Origin of the sequence: Colwellia demingiae (assembly GCF_007954275.1) — a bacterium.
GTDB classification, from domain to species: Bacteria; Pseudomonadota; Gammaproteobacteria; order Enterobacterales; family Alteromonadaceae; genus Colwellia; species Colwellia demingiae.
Window position 1 is genome coordinate 527237 of record NZ_VOLT01000001.1, and the last position, 24575, is coordinate 551811.

Sequence of the window (24575 nt, forward strand, 5' to 3'; positions counted from 1 at the left end):
AATCGATTTATCCAATGAAGGCTATTTTGCTTTTAAACTGAGCGGTAGCGTTATTTGTGACTTTTCAATATTGGCAAGCTTGTTTTCAATTTCAATACTACTGTCGAGTAAAAACACATTAACAGTTGGCACTTGAGCCGTTTCAATCAGGTGCTTTTGAATTTGTAATGCACGTTGTTTTGCCAGCATTAAGTATTCTGCATCTGTTACAGCTGTTTCAGCGAGTATAAACTTAACCGCATCGTTAAAGAATTTCTCTTTCTCTAGTGCTTGTTCTGCTTTAGTTAAAGTAGCAGCAACATCTGCTTGATTTGAAGCTTCTTCTTTTTGCTTTGCTTGCTCTGTTTGTTTGTTTAAAGAATGATAATAAGTTATTAACGATGTTTTCTCATCGTCGGTCAGTGCACCGCCCAAGGTTCTAGGCGCTAATTGTAGTTGTTTTAATATTTTTGCATACGCCATTTCGTCATGATCAATTAAATTGGAACTTAGCCCTCTTATTTCTATATATAAAGAAGGTCGTTGCAATAATGCTTTGGCGAGAGAATTGAGTTTACCCTGCTCTGCCTCATTAAGTTCAAAACTATTTGCGGTAAAAGTCACATGATCAAAATTGTCATTATCTCCCTCAACCAAACTAGCTAAAGCTTTAAAAGGAGAACTTATAATACCCGTAATCAAATTACCCAATGCCCCCCAAACCAAGCTGGAATACTTAAAGTCAGGGTTATCAATGTCACCTCGAATAGGCAAGTTAAATTCTATTACCCCTTCACTGTCTTTTAGCATTGATAAGGCAAACTTTATCGGTAAGCTGGTGGCCTCTTCGCTATTAACAACATCACCTAAAGTGAGCTGGTCTAACGTGACATTATTTTCAGCAACCAGTTTGTTTTTAGACAATTTATAATTTAGCCCTAAACTTAGTTTGCCTTTATCGATTGCGTAGCCTGCGAACTTCCCGCTATATGGTGTAAATGTCGTTAACTCAATTCCTTTAAATAACATGTCAATATCAGTGAAAGCGTCATGACTTAATGGGTTAACAGCGCCTTTAATAATAACAGGCGCATATTTATCTACTTTACCTTTTAAATCTATTTTTGCTCTGCTGTCTTCATTAGAAGATAACCCTGTTATGTCTCCGTTTAGGCTATAAATTCCAGCACTAAACTTTGGTGTAAGTGAGCTATCTGAAAAATCTAACTTGCCATTAATAATATTGATTTTATTAATGTCAGCGGTAAAGTTTTGTGCTGTTGAACTGCCTTCGTTTTTGGTCTCAGACTTAACTTTTTTCGCCTCGGGGTTTGGCGCAGCTGTAGGTTCAGCTTTCATTAATTGTTGAATATTAGTTGTACTGCCTTCATTAATGACTAAACGTAAGAAAGGCGCATTTATGTCAATAGCAGCCAAGGTCAACTCTTGCTCAGGGTAATTAAATTGAATATCCTTTAATACTAAATTTTCCCAGCTTAAAAATTCTTCATTTAACGTAGTCTCGATGACATTGAGTGAGCTTATTTTAATATCACCCTTAATGTCCAATAAGGGCGTGGGCTTAGCCGCATCGATATTAATAGTTAAATTCGTGGCTAAGTCGCCATTAAGTATTTTCATGTTGGCAATAGCATTAATATAAGGCTGGAAATCTTTTAGCGATATTTGCTCTGTATCAAGGGCAAGAGACAACTGCTTGGATTCAGGTTTTATTGTGCCCTTTACGTTAATAATACCTTGATCGTTCAAGCCTATATTTGAGGATAATAGTGCTGTTTCGTTAGTAAAAGGCTTTAAATGTTCAATTGTTAATGACTTTATTGTGACATCATGAATGGCAGTTGGTGATACCGAGCTGTCGTTAATCACAATATTATTGTTGCTTGTGTTGATAACCTTTATTTCTAGATCCCAGTTATCACGCTTACCCTCATTAGGATTGACTGCTGTATTGCTTTTAATTGCGTTGTCGGTTTGAACAGCTTTAGCTGAGCCAACTGAGTGATTTAATTTTTGTAATACAAATAAGTCTTCAATATCAAACTTTGCTGATTTGTTTTTGTTAATAGCAATGAAACTGTCTTTATGGGAAATACTATTAATTACTATTTTTTTATCTGATGAACTCAATTGTTCAAGATCTAACCTAATCTCATCCGAGGTAATAATTTTTTTGTTGTCTTCTTGGCGACGAATCTCTAACGTTGAAATGGTAGCGATTAAATTAGTGATAGTAAATTGCGGCTCTTCGCCTGCAAAATTAAAGTCATAATGACTATCAACCTTTAAGGAACCTTCAGAAATACTGAATAATATTTTTTTTTGTAAATAATCAGAAATAACGTGTAATTGACTGACTAAACTAATATCGCCTGAAGACTTAAGCGGAGATAAACTAAATTTTCCGTTCCAATTAAGCTCAGTACCTTGTGATGTTTTGGCCTTCACGTGGTGGGTATTATTGTCACCTGCTTTAGTGGAAAAGTTATCCAATGCAACATTAATTTCTTTAATTTTATGATGATAGGCTATTTTTCTATTCAGATCACTGAAGTTGATAATCCCTTCATTATGACGAAACTTGTCTATAGATAAGATCCAAGCAGGGTCACTGGTATTCTCACTGTCAACTTCACTCTCGGGAGCGGTATTTTTAAGGATAATATCTTGAAAGTTAAACTCACCATTGGCCAGTATTAAAACACTAACCTCTGGTTTATTAATAATTATCTCGTCAAAGGAAATTGTTTTTTGTAAAAGAGGAAAAGCTTGCAAATTTACCGTTAACAGATCCAAACCAAGCAGTTTATCGGTATGCTTCCCATTAATACTGAAGCCTTTTAAGGTAATGGATAAAGTGAAGGGGTTAAATTCGATAACGTCTAATTGGGCTTGTCGTTCTAATTTTTCCGTCACTGTATCAATAATAAGTGGCTTTACTATAAGAGGTAAGATAAAAAAGCCAGTTATGGCATAAAGTAACACGACGATGCCACTATAAATAATGGCTTTAATACGCTTATTTAATAAAGAAAACTTTTGCCCAAAGGTCATAATAAAACTCATTTAATATACTTATTCAAACAAGGGTTTGGATGTGAAAAACTGTCGCTATCTAATCATTTTATGCTGTAAATTACCATTGTTTTCATAAGTATAAATGTCATGAAACAATAGTACATTAATCATGCTACTTTCGAGCTGCTGAGAAATTAAAATCAGGCGGCAAAAAATTTATGTCGATGAAATGTTTAACCTAAAGACTTAGTATAGAAAAAGTTAACTATTTATCGAGAAAAATACTGATTGCTCATAACATCAATGCGCCTGTCTTGAAATTGTTCAAGCACTCTGAAACATGCATATTAATTGCTAATAAGCAGATGCCTAACTTTAAGTAACGGTAAAACAAACAAAATGTCCACTTTTCGCACAAAAATGACGATTTCTATTGCTCAATTCACTGTTATTTTTTAGTATGTTAGTGACAACCATAATTAAGGAATAATAATAATGAACAAAAGTGAATTGGTAGAGAAAATTGCTGAAGGCGCAGACATTTCAAAAGCTTCAGCTGGCCGTGCTTTAGATAGTTTAATTGGTTCTGTAACGACTGAATTAGCTAATGGCGGTGATGTCGCATTAGTGGGTTTTGGTACTTACAAAGTAAATGACCGTGCAGCTCGTACTGGTCGCAATCCTCAAACAGGTGCAGAGATCCAGATTTCTGCGGCGAAAGTTCCTGCTTTTAAAGCAGGTAAAGCATTAAAAGACGCGGTAAACGTTTAGTCATTTGATGTCAAATAAGCCCCCCTTAATATAGGGGGTCTTGTTTGTGACTGATACAGAATTCTCCTATCAAACAAAAGCTTTATCAAGCAAAAGCTCGATTATCTCTTCTCGGTCAGATAGCACCATTAATAACGCTAAATCTTTCTCGTGCAACTGTTCTACAATGTGCTTTGCTCCTTCATGAGGGCTATCAGCAATATAAATCTTATCTCTTTTCATGCCATAAGCAAGAGCCGTATCAACAATAAGCTGAGGTACCTCTCCTAATGTTCTACCACGTAAATAAGGCGCTAACTCAGCAGCAATAATGAAATCAGGCTGCATTTTTAACGCCGTTTTAGTCATATTGATGATCTCATCGTCAGTTCGATCTCCTGCATGACTTAGCATTAAAAATTTACGCTTTGCTCGCATATTCGCAGTAGTTACCGCCATCGCTTCCATGCTATGAACATTGTGTGCAAAGTCCATAATCACTTCTGCATTTTTAACGCTAAAATGATTACCTCTGCCAGGGTTATCTTCAACGTTGCTAGCAAAATTTGATAATGCTATTTTAATCGCCTTATTTTCAATATTCAGGCATTTAGCTAACGCGATAGCACCAAGTGCATTTTGAATATTGTGCAAAGCCGCACCGTTTAGGGTCATAGGAATGTCGTTAACGGCAATGATTATCGACTCTTCATTACCGTATGAATAAACCAATTGTTGTTCTCTAACAAAACAAACAGCGCCACCATTTTTTTTATGTTGCTGTAATGTCGTATTATCTTCATGCAAGGAAAACCATGACTTCGTAACGGGTAAATCAGGCGCTAAGGCAACTAAATGTTCATCATCTGCATTAAGCACTAACCTGCCTTTATCTAGCCTATTATTCTCCTGTCCTTTATTTTCTTTGTTAGGTAGAAGCCCTTTAGCAACAACAGCTTTATCTTGAGCAAGTGCTGAAACAGTATTAATACCATATTGTCCTAAGTGATCTTCGGCAATATTTGTGATTAATGCTGCATCGACATTATCTATCGGTAATCCTCGACGTAGAATTCCCCCCCGAGCAACTTCCAAAATAGCAGTTTCTGTATCAGGGTGTCGTAATAACATTCTTGCACCACCCGGACCAGAATAGTCGCCATGATCAATAATATTATCGCCTACCCGAATAAAGTCGGTAGAAGTAACACCACAACATTTTCCCGCTTGTTTGATGATTTGCGACATGATGCGAACACTGGTCGATTTGCCATTAGTGCCTGTTACATAAGCAAGTGGAATCGATTTATATTGCGACCAATTTAGGCTTGATACATCAGGTAATGCTGATATTGGCCAACTTTGTGAAGAAGGACCATAACCCAAAGAAAATTCATCATCATCAACCAAATAGACAATATTATTAAACGTTGACTGTTTAATTAACTCAAGTAACTTTGGATTTACTTCCTCCACTATCGTTTGTTTTAAAAGACTTATTGCTGCTGAAATTGATTCTTCACTAGGTGTTTGGGTTAATTCATCACAGGTAAGCTGCCACGCTAGCTCATTTAAATCGCACGCCGCATAAAGCGCATCTAGAGGTGCGCTAATCGCAATAGATATCCCATCTTCAAAAACTCGAGAGAAGGTTGTTTCATCTAACCAATTAACGGCGTTTAATAACTGTTTAGCATAAGTAGACCAAACATTTACCACGGTGACTTTATCAATACCTGATACAAAAGCATCAATGATTGCGCCGGGTCGATCGGATAATAAATTTTTTCCCGTCAGCCGACGGTTATCATCTAGGCTCAGTATTATATTTTCTTTGTTCATATATACCCATTATCATTCAAAGTGCAGGACGTCTGAGAAAAGTATGATCACGTCGCATCTTTTTATTGAGAGTTATTCCCTTAAAATAGATACAACGAGTGACATGCTTTGCTCAGCCGTCCCCAAAGGGCTGGTTTATAGACAATTAATCACTATCTTCATCATGCTCAGATACCACACGAACACCTCGTTCATCAGTAACAATTTTCATACCGCTTTCCAAAACAAAGGTATCTGGCTCGCTGGTTTCTAGCATAGAAACGACAGTTTGAACGGCTGTTTTTTCTGTTTCTTGCTCTGGTTCATGACCAGTATTGAAATTAATAATCTGTTTCCAACTGCGTGTAATAGCATCACCAAAGACCATCAATAAGTCATCGGTATTCGCGAGTTCGAGTCCTTTGTTTATTGCCTCTACTTCATCTGAAATACAATATATTTGTGATTCATCAATACCCTCAGCTTTTAATGATGCCGCTAAGAGTTCCGGAACTTCATTTAACTCACGGCCACGTCTATTATCATCAGCCTTACAAATATAGATATCGAAATGTCCTGCTGCCGCTTTAGCAATATTCACTATGTCTTCATCACGGCGATCACCTGGGCCTGCCAGCACAGTAATACGCTTACCTTTAACTTCTAACTTACTTGCCAGTTCACTCATGCAACGCACACCATCAGCATTATGAGCATAATCAAGTATTACTCTAAAGTGATGTTCATCAAAAACATTCATTCTTCCAGGAGCTTGATAAAAGGTGGTGGTGAAAGTTCTTAAGCCTTGTTGAATGGCCTCAAGCGGTTTATCCAAACAATAAGCTAAGGCTGCAGCAAACATAGCGTTTTGCACATTGTGTAGTGCTTTACCTTCCAAGGTCGCAGGAATTAAATGGGTCCAAAGTAATGGAATATGAGTGCCATTATCAAAAATAGTGATCATGTCACCGTTGATACCTTTTTCTAATACAACCGCACGACCGCCTGCACGAATATGCTCTCGCACTAAACTATGGCCTGTGTTCATAGTCACATAACATAAGTGCTTAGCTTTGGTATGTTCAGCCATTTTTAAACACTGAGGGTCATCGGCATTAAGTACAACACTATCTTTGGCGACTTCAACAACAATACGTTTAATTTCAGCAAGTTGATCAAGCGTATCGATTCCTCTAAGGCCTAAATGATCTTCTTGAACATTAATACAAGCAGCTACATCACACTCATTATAACCAAGACCTGAGCGAGCAATACCACCGCGTGCTGTTTCTAACACAGCAATATCTACAGAGGGATCACGTAAAACAATCTGAGATGAAACAGGTCCAGTCATATCACCTTTCACAGATAATTGACCATCAACATAAACGCCATCGGTAGACGTCATACCGACCACATGCCCTGCACTTTTTAAGATATGCGCTAACATTCTAGAGGTTGTCGTTTTACCATTTGTACCGGTAATACCGGCAATAGGGATGCGCTTAGGTAATGATGGCGGGAACAACATATCAATGACTTTTCCAGCCACATCTCTTGGTTTTCCTTCACTCGGAGCTACATGCATTCTAAAGCCAGGTGCAGCATTAACTTCAACAATGCCGCCACCAATATCTTTGTAAGATTGAGTGATATCAGCCGTTAAAAAGTCAACCCCGCCAATATATAAACCAACGGCTTTTACTGCACGTTCAGCCATAGTCTTATTGTCAGGATGAACCACATCGGTCATATCAATTGCGGTACCGCCGGTAGACAAATTAGCGGTTGAACGTAAGTAAAATATTTCACCTTTGGCTAAAACAGTACCTTGTGTGAAATCGGCTTCTTCTAATAACCGTTCGGCTTGGGTATCTAATTCTAATTGAGTCAGTACTTTTTCATGACCAACGCCTCGGCGCGGATCTTCGTTGATAATATCAATCAACTTACTGATATTATTAACGCCATCACCAATTACATGGCCAGGCACACGTTTCGCAACGGCAACTAATTCGCCGTTAATAACTAGCATGCGATGGTCTAGTCCCGTTAAGAAAGATTCAACTAAAACGGCTCTGCTGGTACCGTGTTCACGGGCAAAGGCAAAAGCGGTAATAACTTGTTCTTCGGTGGTTAAATCAATAGAAACACCACGACCATGATTAGCATTTAACGGCTTTAATACCACTGGATAGCCAATGCGTTTCGCCATTCTCACCGCTTGTGTGTCTGAATACACCATGCGTTGCTGAGGAACAGGTAAACCCAAGTCATTTAATAAATTATGGGTGTCTTCTTTATCGCAAGAAATCTCAACAGCAATGTGCTTAGTTTCACTGGTAATGGTTGCTTGAATTCGCTTTTGATATTTACCATGGCCAAATTGAACTAGGCTGTATTCGTTTAAGCGTAACCAAGGAATGTCACGTTCTTCTGCAGCATCAACTAATGATTGCGTACTAGGGCCAAACTCTTTACGTTGAGCAAAACGAATAAAATCAGCCAACTCTTGCTGAAAATCAAAGTCGTCTTCAATTTTGGTTTGCAACTCAACTTGAATGGTAGCGGGCATTAATGAAATTAATAAATTTCTAGCCAATATAGCGGCTTCAAGACCTACATCACGTTGTTTGTACTGGAAAACCATATTGTATTCAGCGACTTGACCTGTACCACGTGTTTTACCAAACGTGACTTCAGTGCCTGCAATACATTGTAATTCGAGGGTAACGTGCTCCCAAATATGAGCTATCCAGGTGCCATCATCTTCTTTTAATCGTCTGATAAAACCACCAGGTTCTCCATAAGAGCAACCGTGCTGATCTAAACTTGGCAGGTGAGTGAGTAATCCTTGAATAAATTCATTACCCAGTCTAACTGAGGGATATTTTTCCAAAATGCCGATATCTACTATATGGCGAATCACAGGAAAATGAGCATAAACATTAGGGCCAACATACACGTTGGAAGATTGTATTTTCATAGTGATTTCCTTTATTACTCTGACGAGAACTTTATATTATCCAATAACAACTAGACTACGATTACAACTACATAAAACGTCGTTTAGAAAAGATAACACGGTTTTATTGAAGCGCAAACTACTTGCTAAATAATATTTTTAGAAGGGATATGAAAATGTGGGGTTATGGTTAAATTGATGAAATATAAAATAAAAGCCTGACAACAAAAGAGGTGGCAGGCTTTAAAGATAAGGATAATTTACCTGCTGGTTTACCTTGCAGGTTTCGCTATTCTTTCGTTGATACAGTAAGTTGCGCCAGGGCTAAGTACGTGTAACTTTAGTCCGATTAACGTTATGGCTTCACCTCTATTAGCATCAGCCATTGAACTATGGGTTAAATCTGAAGGGTCAACGACAGTAATACTACCGTGACCAACTACTTCCAAAGTCCCCGACGGATCAATAAAGGCAGCAGTATTTTCACAAATACCAAGACCTGAAGCAAAGGGGTTATAAGAGATGGCCGATAACAAACGTCCTAATCGGTTTCGTTGGCTAAAGTGCTGATCAATAATGACTTTATTAATCAATCCCATACCTGGTGCAAAAGTTACCCCTTCTTCATTAGGTAAAGCTCCAGTGCGCCCTCCCGCAATCATATGGCCAGGCATAATAGCTGCACCCGCAGAAGTACCGGCAACATGAACACCCGCAGCATTAAGTTTACGAATGCTTTGAGCCACCGGAGTACCACCTAAAATAGTAGACAAGCGTAATTGATTACCACCAGTGATAAAAATGCCAGTGGCATTCTTTAATTCAGCTAGATAGTCATCGCTATTTGCCTGCTCACGATCATTAATAGGCAAAGAAACTGCTTTCTTCACACCTAATTCATGAAAAACAGTTTCATAATTTGACCCTGTATCATCGAGTTGTGATGCGGTCGGGATAATAACTATATAAGCATTCTCTCCGCCACAAAGCTCAACAAAACGTTTTAAAATGATAGGATCATTTACGCGTTCTTCTGCCCCCCCGATTGGGATTACAAATCCCCGTTGTTGACCGTCAGTCGTTTTTGCTGGACACATATTTACCTCTATTCGAATGTACCTTTAATCATTGTTTGATTATTTTTCTTATGCCAAACACCTTGTGCCATGACATCAGTAATCTCATATTTTTCATTCATCACCAATAAATCCGCATCAAACCCAACGGCAATTTGCCCTTTGTTTTTAAAGCGCAAAATATTAGCAACATTGCTTGTTAACATAGGTAGAACGGTTTCAAGTGACAAACCTTTACTTAAAGTTGCTACCAATGTTTCTCCTAATGTACTCGCTCGACCAAAATCCATATGTTGTAATTCACCTTGAGGGTCAAAACAAGGTAAGCAACCTCCGCCATCCGAGCTAAGGGTTATTTGTTCTAAGGGTAATTGCCTTTCAACGGCCATCTCAATTGCGTCACAGGCTTCCCAACCTGGCTGAGCGGTTCCTGCCGGAAATGCTGTTAGGTCAATATGACAACCTTTACTTAATAATTTACAACTATCTTCAAACAAAGGTTTATTGCGATTAACATGCGTTGGATTAAATACTCGTGCAGGAAGTTCAGTTTCTCTTATTGCTCGTTCTATTAATTCTAAACGTCTTTCACCATCACCTAAATGAAAATGAATAACACCAGCTTTCCCAGTGATTAAGCCTGCTACATGAGTTTCACTCGCTAAGCGAATGACTTCTTCAAACGTTGGTTGGCTAGAGCGATGATCACTAATAGCAAATTCGCCAATCCCAATGACGGGTTCAAGAAAAGCAATATCTGACTTTGCACTACCCGTGATAGTCGTTAGAGGAAAGTGGTATCCACCTGTCCAACAATAAGCTGATAATCCTTCTTCACGCAGGCCATAAACTCGGCTCAATAAATTTTCAGTACTGCGGGTAGTATCATCTGTACCAAGTAAACCAACGACTGTGGTGACACCCGCATGAGTAAATTCAGTTAGACCAACAGGAGGAACTTGCGTCGCAAAACCTGCTTCACCTCCACCACCGGTAATGTGAGCATGACTATCAATAAAACCAGGCGTTAAAATAGCACCATCAAAATTAATAACCTCAACATTCCATTGTTTAGGGATGGCAATTTTACCTTGCCCATGGTCATAAATTGCAGCAATTTTATTACCTGCAATAAGAACATCTTTAAAACCTAAGGGATTTGGTGCATAAATATTTACATTACACAATAATATGAGCATCGTTTGGCTATCGTTCATGGTAGATATAATGAAGTTGCATTTAGCTTAACTTGTTGTTTTTAATTATAAAAACATAATAAACAACAAACTAAATCAACACTGAAAAAAATAAATGCCAATTGTAACACAATTTAGTAGTGTGAAATGAAATGTATGAATACCTAGTCTTTTTACCATGATTTAATTGCATGGTATGGATTACATGAGGATTGAAAGGTAAGCCATCAGTTTTATTTTGACATGAACATAATTAGCAGAGTTATCTTGCGAAATGAGTGATAAAAGGCTATTTACAACCTTTTATCACATCAATCAATTTATGTGGTTACCGGAGTAACACCATTAAGTTTATTTGCACGTTTTTCATCTAATTTTAGATGAATGCTACTGCCAATATAACCTGCGGCAATACCACAGATAGACGCAGCTAGAATGGCCATTAAAACAGTACCTGCTTCATTAAAGGCAAAAGGAGCAAGTAAGCCTGGTATTGGTGCTGCAGTTACTGGAGCATCGTTGATGATATTAAAGTAAACAGCAACTAAACCAGATAATGCACCGCCGAAAAAGTTACAAGAATAAATCTTAAAGGCATTTCTTGTGACAATATCTGCTTGGGTGAGTGGCTCCAACATAATGGCAATAACTTTGTTTCTATCCCCTAATTTGAGTCTCTTCATTAATATACCATTAGTGAAAGATCCGCCAACACAGGCAATAGCAGCTATCCCCATAGGAAGACCAGTCAAACCAAGAATAGCAGTAAGTGCCATAGAGCTTAATGGCGAAGTACAGATCATTTTGATTAAGCCACCAAGTAAAAAGCCCATAACATAAGGTGATGCAGAAGTAGCCCCGGTAATAGCGGAGCCTATAATTTCCATGATACTACCGACGACAGGCCCGGATGCATGAGCAATAACATAAGCACAAGGTGCGAGAATTAATGCGCCAACGATAACATCGATCCCCTCAGGAAGATGTTTTTCAATGACTTTGGAAATAAAGTAACAAATATAGCCTGCAATAAAGCCAGCCAATATACCGGTTCCTTTAGTCGCAATAGCAGCAACGATGGCAAACACAGGATTAGCGCCTAAGGCTAATGCGACAAGAGCCGCCGCAGCAGGCCCTCCCATAGAACCAGCAGCTAACCCAGTTTCTCTTAAGATATCAATACCAAGAAAGTCACCTGAAATATAGGCGTGAATAGCTTCCACCAGAAAACTAGCAACCGCTGCGGAGGCAAGTCCACCCATGGCTTTTGTGCCTTGGGGGGCAAAACGACTAAATAAAGAAAATGCGGTTAACGCAGCGAGAAGAAGGGTTATACCCTTAAGTAATTCCATAAAATATTCCTAAGCAAAGGTGGCATATGTTTTGTTTTTTTAAGGTATGAAAAACTCAAATAATGATGAGCGTTCCCTTGTTAACATTGCCATGTAATTGTTGAAGCATTAATAATTCATCGTAGATATTTACTACTATCTAGCACCTATTAATAATGCTTTATTGACTATCTATCTGATCGATTATTGAGCTGATTTTTATATATCTAATAATTTGACCTTTTCATTATTCATGTTTACTAAGATACAAAGGTTGAGATAGCGCAACAAAATACACTTTAAATGAAATAAAATCCACTTTAGTGAATAAAGTTTCCTATAAACTACAAAGTTTCACATAAATAGTGTTGATTATTTTAATGATGAGAGTTGTTAAGTAATGAGTGATATTTTATTTTTATGACAAGATACTCTGTGAACGGAGCTATTATCGAAGGCTGACTTTATGTAGCAAACCTCACTTTTAAAGGGTTACAGCGAAACACATAGGTATTTTGGAACTGTTCATTATTCATTATAACGAGGAGCAAGTGAGTTATATGGCTGCTCACTTAGTAAAATAGTTAGCTTTTAAGCATCGGTTAGGGGATTAAATACATCAGTCGGTAAATATGCATATTTTTTGACAATTATACGTTTAAAATTCCAGCAGTAGAATAATGAGAATCTTTTAAGCATAGCAATACATTACTTTTACTATGTATTGAGCGGTAATGGGTTAACTTGATAGCACTCTACTTTAAATAATGAATAAGAAAGCTATTAAATATTTAATCAAAGACCGTTGCTAAATTAAATTGTTGCTTAGTAACACAGTCACCTGATGGCGCATAACTGCGGTCATAAATTTCAACCTTACCTTCGACATCTTGAGTAATAATAGTGGTTGTTCGTGTTCCATATGATGGGGATTTAATAAAAATGGCACTGAGTAGCTGTTCCCACTCCTCATTAAGTCCGGTTTCAGGCAGTAAATTAGGTAAAGCTTGTTTGTCATTGGTCATTAAATCAAATAATGCATCAATGGATAGGTTTTCATGTAAACGAATATTCTCACTTAGCAGCTTTTCGCCCCTTGCCATTTTAGGCCAAATATCATCTAACGCACCATTACAGATGCTGTGCACTCCTTTACAAAGTTGATGGTTTTGATTGTTTACGCTGTCATAACAATGTAATTGGTTCAATGAACCATAAATGAGATTAAAACCATGATATTGACTTGCTTGCTGGGCTAACTCATCTGTCATGTTTATTTTAGTGTCGGCTAAAGCCTGTAAAACAAGATCGCCTCTGGATTTTTTAGGGGCTTCACTTAAAGGGAGTTTTCTAAAGTTAGTTAAGGCCGCAAACTTCCCCGTTGACGATAAACCTAACCAAGTACCACCCGCTTGTAGATCCTTTCCTGCCAAGATATTGGGCTGTTGCCAAACATGCATTGCTTGAGTTGGGCGTTGATGAAATTCATCTCTATTTGCACAAATAATCATTGGAAACTTTGGGTGTTGCTCGATAGCAATAAATAAAATGCACATGAATAAATTCTTAAAATCTGATTAAGTTAAGTCTTAGCCTGATTATTGCACCCTGATAATGTTGTGACTACCCAATAAATCATTTTATAAATAAAATTTTTGAAACAACTGACGCTATCAACGGTCTATTGAAATACAGTGTATTAACGGAATTCAATATGAATAAAAATTTTATAGCCTTATTATTTATAATAACAATTATTACTACCAATACCGCAACGGCCAACTCAGCATTAACCCCGCTTAATAATCCGATAACACAAGGCATAAACCACCTAGGTTTAACGGTTTCCAATTTAGAACAATCTACTCAATTTTTTACTGAAACATTGGGTTGGAAAGTGGTTGGTGGTTATGATGATTACCCATCAAAATTTGTAACCGATGGCAAACTATTCTTAACGCTTTGGCAAGTAACTAACCCATCAAAAAATATAGCATTTGATAGGAAAAATAATGTTGGTCTGCACCATTTAGCCTTAAGTATTGCAAGTCTAGAAGATTTGAATATTCTTTATGAACGTTGCAAAAAAACTGACGGTGTAATTATCGAATTTCCACCTGAGCCTAACGGTGATGGTCCAACTATACATATGATGATAGCAGAGCCAAGTGGTAACAGAATCGAATTTGCTTATACGCCTAAATAGGGATGTTAAGCACTGTGCTGTTAGATCAAAGCGGCGCAGAAGTGGTAGTCATCCATCATAGTGATTTACTATTTTAAGTTATTGCAAATATCGCTGATAATGCAATTATATACTCATAACCATGATGCAGTGCGTATCTGCCTTTGTAAGGCATTCTCGTAAGCACTTTAGAACCCATTGATAGAAAGGGCTAAGAGCTTAGCTCACGCTGCCAATAAATAAGGAATACACATGTTAGCAAAACTTAGAAACTTCTTTAGCCAAGAGCTAAAAATAAATGACCAAGAAAATACACAAGATAGAATCCAGTTAGCTGCTGCTACATTGCTAATAGAGGTTAATAGAGCAAGTTTAGAAAAATCATCGGTTGAACAACAGGCGATTAAAGTCGCACTCGAAAAATCGTTTAATTTATCAGGACAAAAGCTTGATTCACTTGTTGAACACGCAACCGCCCAAGATGCAGATGTTACTTCGCTGTACCCGTTTGTTAAATTAATTAATGAACACTATAGTGCGCAACAAAAAGTTCAGCTGGTAAAAACACTGTGGGAGGTAGCAATAGCCGACCAAAAAATCTGTATTTATGAAGAGCATTCCATTCGCCAAATTTCAGATTTACTTCATGTACCTCACAGTGACTTTATTCAAACCAAATTGAAAGTATTGGAGCAAAACACTTAATTTTTTATTGTACCTTTATCTAGATTAAAAACTGCAACGTAGTCACCTGGTTGATTGATGCCGTTCTATTATCGAACCTTCACAATACCTATTAACAAAATGAGATTAAATGAATTTATTATTGGAACATGCACTAACCGTTTTCATGGCTTTTTTTGCAATTATGAACCCTATTGCCAATACGGCGGTTTTCGCAGGATTAGCCGGAGATAAAAATAAACTTGAACAGAGAAAAATTGCAGCTAAGGCGTTAATTATCACGTTCATAGTTATCGCTAGCTTTGCCGTTTTAGGTAAATCAATCTTTCATTTATTCGGTATAACACTTCCTGCACTGCGCATAACAGGTGGTATATTAGTCTTTATTGTCGGTTACCATATGCTTCAAGGCTCTGGTTCTAAACTTCATCATACTCAAGATGATGATAGTTCTGATGTGGCAGTATCTCCTTTGGCCGTGCCACTTCTTGCAGGGCCAGGAACCATTGCCACAGCAATGAATTATTCATCCTCTAACGGATGGATGGAAATAATTATCACCCTCTCGGTATTTGCAGTTTTATGCCTTATTACCTTTATTTGTTTTATATTTAGTTCGCGTATTTTAGCCGCTATAGGCAACAGTGGCTTGAGTATTGTTACTCGATTAATGGGGTTGATTTTGGCTGTTATAGGCGTTCAAATGTTATTAGTGGGGATCAAGTCAGCTTTTAGTGCGCTGGGCTAAACAGGTTTTTAGCCCTTAAATACACGACTAAGCTTTCAAGGTTAGTCGCTATATCATCAACTCGATTTAATTATCATGTTAAGTTCATGTTGCTTTTTATGCATCAAAACACCAGAAATCATGGCATACAATAATGTTAATGACCAAAGTTGCATTTTTATTTGCACCAAATTATCAATACTATCTCCCATCTGATTTAACCGTAAAAAGCCATTAATTGCCGGTGTAGATGGAAAAAACTGAGCAATGACATTAATCACTGTAGGCATGTTTGATGTGGGCCATATGAAACCAGCAGAGAATACTAATGGAAGCGAGCTTAATAACACAACAAGCGTCGCTAGCTCTTTTCTTGGTATTAATAAACCGATTACAGTGCCTAAAAAAATAACTGAGAGTAAGAAAGGAAAAGCAAGTGTCATCAAATCAGGAATAGTGGCTAAGCGATTAATACCATAACTTTCAAAACTATAACCAAAATAAAAACTGAACAGCATTAAATAAATAATGAGCATCAATAATGAGCGAACAAGCAAAATCTGCCAAACAGGATAAATAAGCCAGTAACTTGATTGTAATTCTGTTACCGGATGATATTTCACTTTGTTTTCATACTGTCCCGCCGTGAGTAACCCCAAAGCAATAAGTAAAGTTTGATGTAAAATTAAGACAAACACAGCAGGAACAATATAGTTTAAATACCCTAAACTGGCGTTAAAGGTTGGCTTAAGGTTCAAGCCAATTGCGGAATACTGAGAAGAAGCTAAAGCGATATTATCTCCTCGCATCACCATTCGACTCACTTTAACTTCAGCAGCTAACGTTGATGTTGAACGAACTAACCCTTCAATGACAGTACCATAGACTAAAAAGTACGAAGCGTTGCCAGCAAAAAGCAAATGAGGGCTTTTTTCTAACAATAAATCACGATAAAAATGTTGAGGTATCAGAAGAAATCCCGTTATGTGTCCCTCAACGAGTAAGGCCTTAGCTTCATCAATATTATAGACTTGTTCGATAATGTTAACTTGAGGAGTAGCATTAGCCATACGCTCAATAGTGCGACTTAATTGGCTGTCATCTAAATTAATCACCGCAATACTTTGTTCCTTTGGTGTTTGATTAATATAAGGCAAAGGGTAAAGAAATGAATAAATGATCACGCCGCCGAATACGGTAACGAGTAAAGGTATATTAGTAAAAATAGCGTAAAACTCGCTGCTTATTAATCGTTTCCAAGTCATTAATTACAACCTTTTTCGACAGTTTCTTTCTTTGTTTCATTTAAAGCACTTGAGTTTTTTCGTTTTTCAACGAGTAATTTAGCCATATAAAACCCACTAATAAAAACAATTAATGCGACAAAGCTACCAGCACTATGACTAAAGGTTGTTGCATAATTTACCTGCTGAATTTGCACGTTTATATAATGACTAATAGGTAATAAGGCTCGCCATAATTGCGCTAAAAGAGGCATATCAGTCGTTGGAAATGTGACGCCCATAAAAGCAAATGCAGGGGCTGCGAATCCCGCCACTAAACTCATTGCACGTGTTACATCTAGGGTAATAAAGAAGAATAATGTCGCAACACTTGTGCAGGCTAAAACCAAAAGAAATTGAGCCAATATGAGTAATAGCCAACTTCCATGCATGGGCCACTGCAACGTACCGTAAAACACACTGAGGTAAACGATACCTTGTATCCAAAAAATCAAAACATAAGGGATTAACTTTATCAGTTCATCATTAAAATTAAGATGAGCAAGCCAAACATCTAAAGAAGTATTTTGTAGAGGCCTTGCCCAGACAAGCACGATAGTAGCAATAATAATAATTTGCCACATGGCAGGAATGACAGCAGTAACTAGAAATTGGCCATAATGCGTATTAGCATTAAATAATGGCGATATTTGTGACGAAATAGGCAATGCTTCTCCTATCGCTTGTTCCACGTTACCACGCGTACTTGCTAAGTCTTTAAAGGTTTCTATTTGGGCTACATAAGTGCCATGAGCACTTAACATGGCCGAATTAATTAACTTACCAATTAATATGAACTGACTATTATAAAAGGCTGTCACTTGGGGTGCCTTGCCCAATAAGGTGTTTTTTTCTAAGGAATTAGGAATAATGACTAACGCATAAATAGAACCTTCTCTAAGGGCTGTATTAGCATGTTCCATAGAGTGAAAGTGGTTTACAACAGCTAGGGTAGGACTTGCATTATAATTTCGTATGAGCGAACGAGATACTGAACTGTTGTCGTGGTCTACGACCCCTATAGGTAAATCACGCGCAATGCCTGCTGAGAAGACTCCCCAGATGACTATAGCAAGTATTACTGGCATCCAAAAAAGTAATGCTTTTAACCAAGCATCATGGCAAATTAATTGCCATTCATTTTTTATGCTTTGTAATAGCCTCACGTTACTATTTAGTCACACTGGTTAGTAATACAGTCATACCTACTCTTAACAGTGGAATGTGCTCAAGTGGTCTCGCTTCAACTTCAAACGTTCTCATATCAAACCCTTGAGCGCTATCCGTTGCGCGCCAAGTAGCAAAGTCACCCATAACCGAGATATGCGATATTTCAAAAGTAAAATCCCCCTCACCTAACGCTGGAATTTCCACTTCTATTTTTTGCCCTTTAGGGAAATCTTTCAATTTGTCTTCTCTAATATGAAAAATAGCCCACGCATCATTTATATCTACAATAGTAACGACAGGAAATCCTTGTGGGGCTAATTCTCCTTCTTGCAGTAATACCTGACTAACTTCACCATTGTGCCAACTCTCTATTTTAGTATCTGCAATGTAAGCCTCAACTTCAGCTACTGCGCCAGCAGCCATATTCTCTTTTTCTTTTGCCGCTCTTTTTACTTCTTCTCGTGCACCTTCTTTAGTCAAGGCATACATTTGATAAGCAGAGCTTTCATTATATTTTGCTGCTTGCCATTGAGTATAAACTTCATCACGTTTTTGCTCAGCAACAATGCCATCATTGAACAAATTATTGACTCTATTATAGGTTTTTTCCATTAACTCATTCGCAGCTTTTGCTTTTTGCCACTGGGTTTTAGCTGCAGCTATTTCCTGAATTCTGGCACCTTTTTCCGCTTGTTCAGCCAGCGCTCCAGCCGCTTTCTCACCCGCTTTTGCTTGCTGTAGCTTTGCTTGTATCTCAGGACTTAACAGTGTGAATATCATTTGTCCCCTTGATACTGTATCTCCCTTTCTGACAAGTACTTGCTCTATTCGACCAGGTACTTTTGAAGATATGCTAAAGTTTTGCGCCTCAATTTGACCTTGTATTCTTTCTGGGAGTGGCTGATAAGCTTGATAAAAGGTATAAATTAGCCAAATAAATAAAGCGACTATCATTAAAATTATTGGCCAAGTTTTGCTTTTTTTGTTCAAATTGTGCATCACTATTTAACCTCTATACCTTGATAAGATTGATAATGTTTAAAACTATGAGTGTCTACGCTTAATGCAAGTAGCTTAGAAAGGGATATCATGTATTGATACGCAGCAACAAACCGTTGAGTTCTTATACTCGCAACAAATAATTGTGCATCAACCACATCTACTGATGTTGATACCCCCTGTTTAAAAGCTTTATTGCGTAACCTTAAGTTTTCATTTGCTAAAGCTAAACTTGATGCAAGACCTTGATATTCTTCTAGAGATTGATTTGCTTCTCGGTAAGATTTTTCCACTAAAACAGATAAATCTTGCACGGCTTGTGCTTTAAGATATTTGATTTGCATGACTGAACTATGGGCTGCTTTCATTTTGCCTGAACGACCAGAAGTATCGAGAATAGGAATTTTCACCCCAACCCCTATTTCCCAATCAGGCGCGATTTGAGAGGCTAAGTTATCCTCTTCGTATAAATTATAATTACCATATAGATAAACTTCAGGGTAATACTTCCCTTTTTCGATCTCGATTAAACCGCTTGCTTGTTTCTGTTTCGCATCAAGCATTTTTAGTGCGGGAAAGTCAGCTAATGATTTATCTAAATAGTTAGACATTTTAGGTAATGATTTATTAATGAACAATGTTGTTGTCGGTGTCACTTTTTCTCGGGTTTTGAGTAATCTAGCTAATGCGATTTGTGCGATTTCAGAATCACGAAGTGATTTTTTACGCTCTACTTGTGATTTATCTAATGACACCTGCGCTTGTAAACGCTCTAACTTATTTATTTGCCCTTGTTCTTCTAGTTTTAAAGCATTTTCATAATGCGTCTTTAAGCCTTGTTCTACCTCTATCCTAGTTTTAAGTACTTGCTCAGAGAGCACTACTGCAAAATAATATTTCACTAAATCTTCAAATTTTTCCAGCTGCTTCATCGTTAGCAAGTGACTAGCTTCATCGTTTTGGGCTTTAGCAATACCTTGAACAGCACTAACTCGCCCTCCCGTATAAACAGGCCATAATGCACGGATTGAGCTAGTAAAAATATCACGTTCGGATAAAGTAGAAGTGAAAAAGCTATCTAAGTTATTTGTCGTTATACCAAAAGCTTCATTGATACTATCGATAGGCATACTCGCTATTACTTCAGAGGGCTTAACTCGAACGGCATGATCTAAACGCGTGTAGTTTGCACCTAAAGAAATACTCGGTAGTAAAAGATCACTTGCAGCATCCTGTAAGTATTGAGAACGCTCAATATTTTGTTTCTCTGCCGCGAGCGCATCACTCTCTTGCAGTACCGTTTTCCATGCTTGGGAAAAGGTGAAGTTCTGAGCCAAAACAGGCATGCTAGATAAATTTATAATTATTATTAAAACTGTCAGTAAAACTAAATTCTGTTTCATTATATAACCTATCATTTACCGTGTTTATCAAGCTCATAATAGACTCTACTTTCTATCATCTAGATAGTAATTACAAGCACTTAAGCGTTTATTGAATGGACGGTTTGAAAATTAACTGCAGTTAAGAAGGATATAAAATAAGCAACATTTACCGTTTTGATTAATAGATTTTCTAGGGAATTAATTAATTAATATTGAGAGTAGCGCTGCTGAGGAAGATATTGATACATACAAATAACGACCGATATACTAGCCAAACACTCAAAACATCATGCTCGTTTAGCTGAATAACTTGGTCTTAAAATTCAGCCTAGCTAGCCTAAACATCATTTCACAAATGAATTTTCCCAAGAGATTTAGGCGCACACAAGGACAAATAATAAAGCGCACTAATACAAATAAAAAACTTAAAAAGTATTAACAACACTTTAATTTGATGAGACTTTTTTACTGTTTAGTTGAGATTTACTCATGATTTCTTCATACATCAGTAAACTCTCTTTAGCCAAGGATCCATATTCGGGATGTCGAGTTATAATGGCGATTACTTGGTGGGTATCCATTAAGACCTGTTCTAGGTAAGTTAGATCTTGCTGGTCGAGTACAGCACCAGTATCAACTTTCGCTTTGAGTTGCTTAATTCTTGGATAACGCTCATTTTCAAAGCGTTTGAGGAGCACTGCTATAACTCCTTTATCTTTTTGCTCTAGGTCCATATTACCTCCTATTGAATTATCTATAGGATAGAGTATGAGCTTAAAAGCGTCTATTTCCAATAACAACAAAAAATATATTCGATGGCCAGGTGTTTTGATGATACTGAAAATATTACCAAAACACCTAGGTATCTAAACGAAAGTCATAGCTATTGGCTCCCAAGTAACTTTCAGTACAAAAGCTGTAAAATAATTTCAATTAGATGCACTATATATTTTTATTTTTTCCTTACTGGTTTAAGCGAAAATGGATTATTCGCTATAAAGCGCTTGCCAGTAATACTGCTATCATTGATGGGCATTTGAATACTTACCAACCTAGGTAAACCTCGGCATAAATCACGTTTTGTACGGAAGAGACTGGCCTCTGCAGTATCATTATCTATGTTCTTAAGTTGTAAGTTAAAGTTTTTCTCGTTAGTACAACCATTAGACTTCACTAAAAACCATAAGCCATCAGTTTTAATATCAAAACCATAAATGACTTCAAGAGTGTTATCTTGCATGGCCACATTTTCTTTCTTTTCTTCTGGTGATACTGCTGAGCAAGCTGACGTTGTTATAACAAGCAATAACAGAAGCATGACTTGAGTGTACTTTATTGATTTACTCATAAATTCCCTTAATAAATATATAAATGAGTGAGTAACGAATAACGACCCACTCTAACGAAAGACTTTTACTTACGACTTCTCAGCGATAAAAATAACAGTGTGAATAGCAATATAAAACCTCCTGCCCCGCCACTCTTTTTTGCCTCTACAGGAGCTTGAGTCTCGATAGTATCTTTAGTGATAGTTACACTTCCCACTTTACTTGAAGTAGCCCCCTGTTGGTCCGTAACTATGACTTTAAACGTAACTTTACCTTCTTTGTCACCTGCAACAAACGTTGCTTGAGCTGAAGTGGCATTATTAATCACAGAGCCGAGTTTATCGCCAACTAACTCCCATCTAAAATGAAGAGTACTCCCCTCTTTATCCGTACTTTTAGACGCATCTAAAAGCAGCTCCTTCTGTACTTTCACTTCATAAACAATCTGAGGTAAATTAATAATGGGTGCGGTATTGGTTGTAGAGCTTTGTACAAAATCAATATAGGCTTTGTTAAAACCTACGTCAGCTCCATCATCAGTATCATCTTTAGAAAAGATAAAAGCGATTCGGTCAGTGCCTTCTGTTAAAGAAACTTTTTCTTCTTTGAATTGTGTTTGAGTTATACCCGTAGCAAAAAATTCAGTCTTGTGACCATTGAGTTCTAGTTTTAGACCATCATAACCCTCTTCAGCTTGTACTAAATAATTAAACGAAAAACCATTGATTTCAGGATTTTTAATAATCGCTAGTAATACTGAATTTTGTGAATTGATAATATCACCCGATTCAATGGCATTGTTTCCTTTAAGTACTTTAGTGGTTTGCGCTTGCCAAATAGCATCACCACCTGAATACCATTCAATATTATCATTATCAATATCGAGCAAAGCTTTCATGTCTAAACTCGATTTTTCGAGGGCATTAATAGAAAAAAATTGTTCTGCTATGCTATTTCCTGGATGCGTAGTACTAACGCTGATGTTGAACCCTCCTTTACCTAATTGGGTGCTTGTCACTTTAATAGTAAGCTCACAGGTCTCATTTTGTTTTAGTGCTACGCTATTACAATTGTTTGACTCAACTGACGGCTGTGCAACATTATTTAAATCGGTGAACTTAATGTCTGTAACCGTATATTCAATTGCGCTTAAGTTCTTAAATTTCAACGTGGTAACATCTTCATAGCCGTTCTCAACATAACCCGGAGTAGGTTTTTGTTGATATGATACACCGGCTTTCTTTTGTTTAATCCAATCAATAAACTGTGAAACACGAGAGTACACTCCTGGGAAATCTGCTGAAGCACAGGCTTCTCCAAAACTAACTACTCCAACTTGATACCACTCCCCGTTTTTATTTACCACTAACGGGCCACCACTATCCCCTTGACAAGAGTCCTTACCGCCAGCTTCAAAACCGGCACAAATCATTTGTTCGGTAAGCCCACCGCCATAGGCGGCATTACACTTATCTCGATCGTAGAGTGGAACATCTACTGTTTGTAGAACAGTAGGAAACGACTGACCACTTAATGACATGTTTCCCCAGCCCATCACGGTTAGTAGATCACCAGTCTTCAACAATGATTCAAGTTCTTCTGTTAAGGGTTTAATCGGTATTACATTGGTAATTGCCGTTTCTAATTCAAGTATTGCAATATCATTATTAGTTGCGACAGAGTCATAATCTTCATGCATGTAAATTTGCGCGACTTTATAACGCACTCCAGTAGTACGGTCATTCAGATCATGCTCTCCAACAACAACATCAATATCTGAAGCGATAGAGCCATCAACACAGTGCGATGCCGTCAATACATAGTGTCCGCCAATAAAAGAAGCGCCACAAAATGGTGATATGTCGCCTCCTTCTTTAGTCGATGATGCAATTAAGCCCGTAATAAATGGGTAATCGTTTTGTTTAGCTTGTACACCATTGATAATTCGTTGCGATGCTATTCTCTTTGCTTGCTCACCTGAATCAGAGACAGGTGCCCCTGAACTTGCTTGGCTATAAAGAGTGATAGCTGAGCTAACAAACGCGATGACAAAGTTATTAAATTTCATTAAGTTTACTCCAGAATATATTACCGGTCGGGTAAAAGGTACTTGTGACAATTAGCAGTTAGAGAGCACTTATAAAATAAGTCGATGTAGAAGAAAATAGTCGTTTATAAATGTCATATTAAAAAATAGTCTGTTAATTGAGAAGTCTTTGGTAGCACTGTAGTTGGTAATAATTCTATGTTTATTTACTTGAATTAATCAGCTTTATAACTAGTTATTAATCATCATTTAAAAAGAAGTTAGCATAACTGACCTAAAGGATTAATTGTTGGTATTTACGCTTATTATCTACTTTGGCCTTTTGAATAACATCACCATCGTCTTTAGCTCAGAAAATGGTGTTAACAAAATATTAACACTATTTCATATTAGAATTAAAGATATAATTATTAAGTAAGCTTGAGACGTTATTATCCTGTAAAAGTTCATCCATTATTGTAAGCGCGCGTAAGGCTTTGTAAGCGTAGGGTTTGATAATGTGGGGAGAATTATTGATATTAGCGCTATATTTTGAAGACGATGCGAGAACCAGCGTTTAAATCGTGTAAATAAAAGTTAGTAACAAATAGCTTTCAATTTAGTCTAGTTG

Annotated in this window: 18 protein-coding genes; 4 read left to right on the plus strand and 14 right to left on the minus strand. The window is 37.3% G+C overall.

Translation table 11 applies throughout. The annotated features are described in order from the left end of the window. Positions 1 to 21: 21 nt before the first annotated feature. The gene (locus ESZ36_RS02225; RefSeq protein ID WP_146782927.1) at positions 22 to 3066 is read right to left on the minus strand and encodes a DUF748 domain-containing protein; all 3045 of its coding nucleotides are present in this window, start codon (positions 3064 to 3066) and stop codon (positions 22 to 24) included. Between the two features lie 447 nt (positions 3067 to 3513). On the opposite strand from ESZ36_RS02225, the gene ESZ36_RS02230 reads away from it, so the two are divergent. Next, positions 3514 to 3789 carry an HU family DNA-binding protein gene (locus ESZ36_RS02230; protein ID WP_011042697.1) on the plus strand — a complete coding sequence of 92 codons (276 nt, stop codon included), beginning with the start codon at positions 3514 to 3516 and terminating at the stop codon, positions 3787 to 3789. A 69-nt stretch (positions 3790 to 3858) separates the two neighbouring features. On the opposite strand, the gene ESZ36_RS02235 is transcribed toward ESZ36_RS02230, so the two are convergent. The 6 genes from ESZ36_RS02235 to ESZ36_RS02260 form a co-directional block, all read right to left on the minus strand. Further along, on the minus strand, positions 3859 to 5610 hold the full coding sequence (locus ESZ36_RS02235; protein WP_246128953.1) for a Mur ligase family protein: 1752 nt from the start codon (positions 5608 to 5610) through the stop codon (positions 3859 to 3861). A 145-nt stretch (positions 5611 to 5755) separates the two neighbouring features. Continuing rightward, positions 5756 to 8575 carry a cyanophycin synthetase gene (gene cphA, locus ESZ36_RS02240; RefSeq protein WP_146782930.1) on the minus strand — a complete coding sequence of 940 codons (2820 nt, stop codon included), beginning with the start codon at positions 8573 to 8575 and terminating at the stop codon, positions 5756 to 5758. A gap of 251 nt (positions 8576 to 8826) precedes the next feature. Next, complete coding sequence (locus ESZ36_RS02245) at positions 8827 to 9651, minus strand: cyanophycinase (RefSeq protein ID WP_146782932.1); 825 nt, start codon at positions 9649 to 9651, stop codon at positions 8827 to 8829. An 8-nt stretch (positions 9652 to 9659) separates the two neighbouring features. Next, positions 9660 to 10847, minus strand: a complete 1188-nt coding sequence (gene iadA, locus ESZ36_RS02250) for a beta-aspartyl-peptidase (RefSeq protein WP_211357748.1) — start codon at positions 10845 to 10847, stop codon at positions 9660 to 9662. A 299-nt stretch (positions 10848 to 11146) separates the two neighbouring features. Continuing rightward, positions 11147 to 12178, minus strand: a complete 1032-nt coding sequence (locus tag ESZ36_RS02255) for a PTS sugar transporter subunit IIC (RefSeq protein WP_146782935.1) — start codon at positions 12176 to 12178, stop codon at positions 11147 to 11149. Positions 12179 to 12948: 770 nt separating this feature from the next. Continuing rightward, complete coding sequence (locus ESZ36_RS02260) at positions 12949 to 13713, minus strand: NRDE family protein (protein ID WP_146782938.1); 765 nt, start codon at positions 13711 to 13713, stop codon at positions 12949 to 12951. Positions 13714 to 13871: 158 nt separating this feature from the next. Here ESZ36_RS02260 and ESZ36_RS02265 point away from each other — a divergent pair, with 158 nt between their 5' ends. The 3 genes from ESZ36_RS02265 to ESZ36_RS02275 all read left to right on the plus strand — a co-directional run bounded on the left by ESZ36_RS02265 (position 13872) and on the right by ESZ36_RS02275 (position 15774). Further along, entirely contained in the window at positions 13872 to 14363 is a 492-nt protein-coding gene (locus tag ESZ36_RS02265; protein WP_146782941.1) for a VOC family protein, read from the plus strand. A 231-nt stretch (positions 14364 to 14594) separates the two neighbouring features. After that, complete coding sequence (locus tag ESZ36_RS02270) at positions 14595 to 15047, plus strand: tellurite resistance TerB family protein (protein WP_146782944.1); 453 nt, start codon at positions 14595 to 14597, stop codon at positions 15045 to 15047. Between the two features lie 109 nt (positions 15048 to 15156). After that, a complete protein-coding gene (locus ESZ36_RS02275; protein ID WP_146782947.1) occupies positions 15157 to 15774 on the plus strand; it encodes a MarC family protein in 618 nt (205 codons plus the stop codon). Between the two features lie 56 nt (positions 15775 to 15830). Here the strand turns inward: ESZ36_RS02275 and ESZ36_RS02280 are convergent, their stop codons facing one another. The 7 genes from ESZ36_RS02280 to ESZ36_RS02310 all read right to left on the minus strand — a co-directional run bounded on the left by ESZ36_RS02280 (position 15831) and on the right by ESZ36_RS02310 (position 23986). Next, a complete protein-coding gene (locus ESZ36_RS02280) occupies positions 15831 to 17018 on the minus strand; it encodes an ABC transporter permease (protein ID WP_146782950.1) in 1188 nt (395 codons plus the stop codon). Continuing rightward, positions 17018 to 18202: an ABC transporter permease gene (locus ESZ36_RS02285; protein ID WP_146782953.1), complete on the minus strand. Its 1185-nt coding sequence runs from the start codon at positions 18200 to 18202 to the stop codon at positions 17018 to 17020. Before ESZ36_RS02285 ends, ESZ36_RS02280 begins: the two co-directional genes overlap by 1 nt. A gap of 4 nt (positions 18203 to 18206) precedes the next feature. Beyond that, a complete protein-coding gene (locus tag ESZ36_RS02290) occupies positions 18207 to 19205 on the minus strand; it encodes an HlyD family secretion protein (RefSeq protein WP_146782956.1) in 999 nt (332 codons plus the stop codon). Positions 19206 to 19207: 2 nt separating this feature from the next. Then, a complete protein-coding gene (locus ESZ36_RS02295; protein ID WP_146782959.1) occupies positions 19208 to 20608 on the minus strand; it encodes a TolC family protein in 1401 nt (466 codons plus the stop codon). Between the two features lie 428 nt (positions 20609 to 21036). After that, the gene (locus ESZ36_RS02300; protein ID WP_146782962.1) at positions 21037 to 21324 is read right to left on the minus strand and encodes a hypothetical protein; all 288 of its coding nucleotides are present in this window, start codon (positions 21322 to 21324) and stop codon (positions 21037 to 21039) included. A gap of 218 nt (positions 21325 to 21542) precedes the next feature. Beyond that, entirely contained in the window at positions 21543 to 21938 is a 396-nt protein-coding gene (locus tag ESZ36_RS02305; protein WP_146782965.1) for a hypothetical protein, read from the minus strand. A gap of 65 nt (positions 21939 to 22003) precedes the next feature. Continuing rightward, on the minus strand, positions 22004 to 23986 hold the full coding sequence (locus ESZ36_RS02310; protein WP_146782968.1) for a S1 family peptidase: 1983 nt from the start codon (positions 23984 to 23986) through the stop codon (positions 22004 to 22006). Between the last annotated feature and the right edge of the window lie 589 nt (positions 23987 to 24575).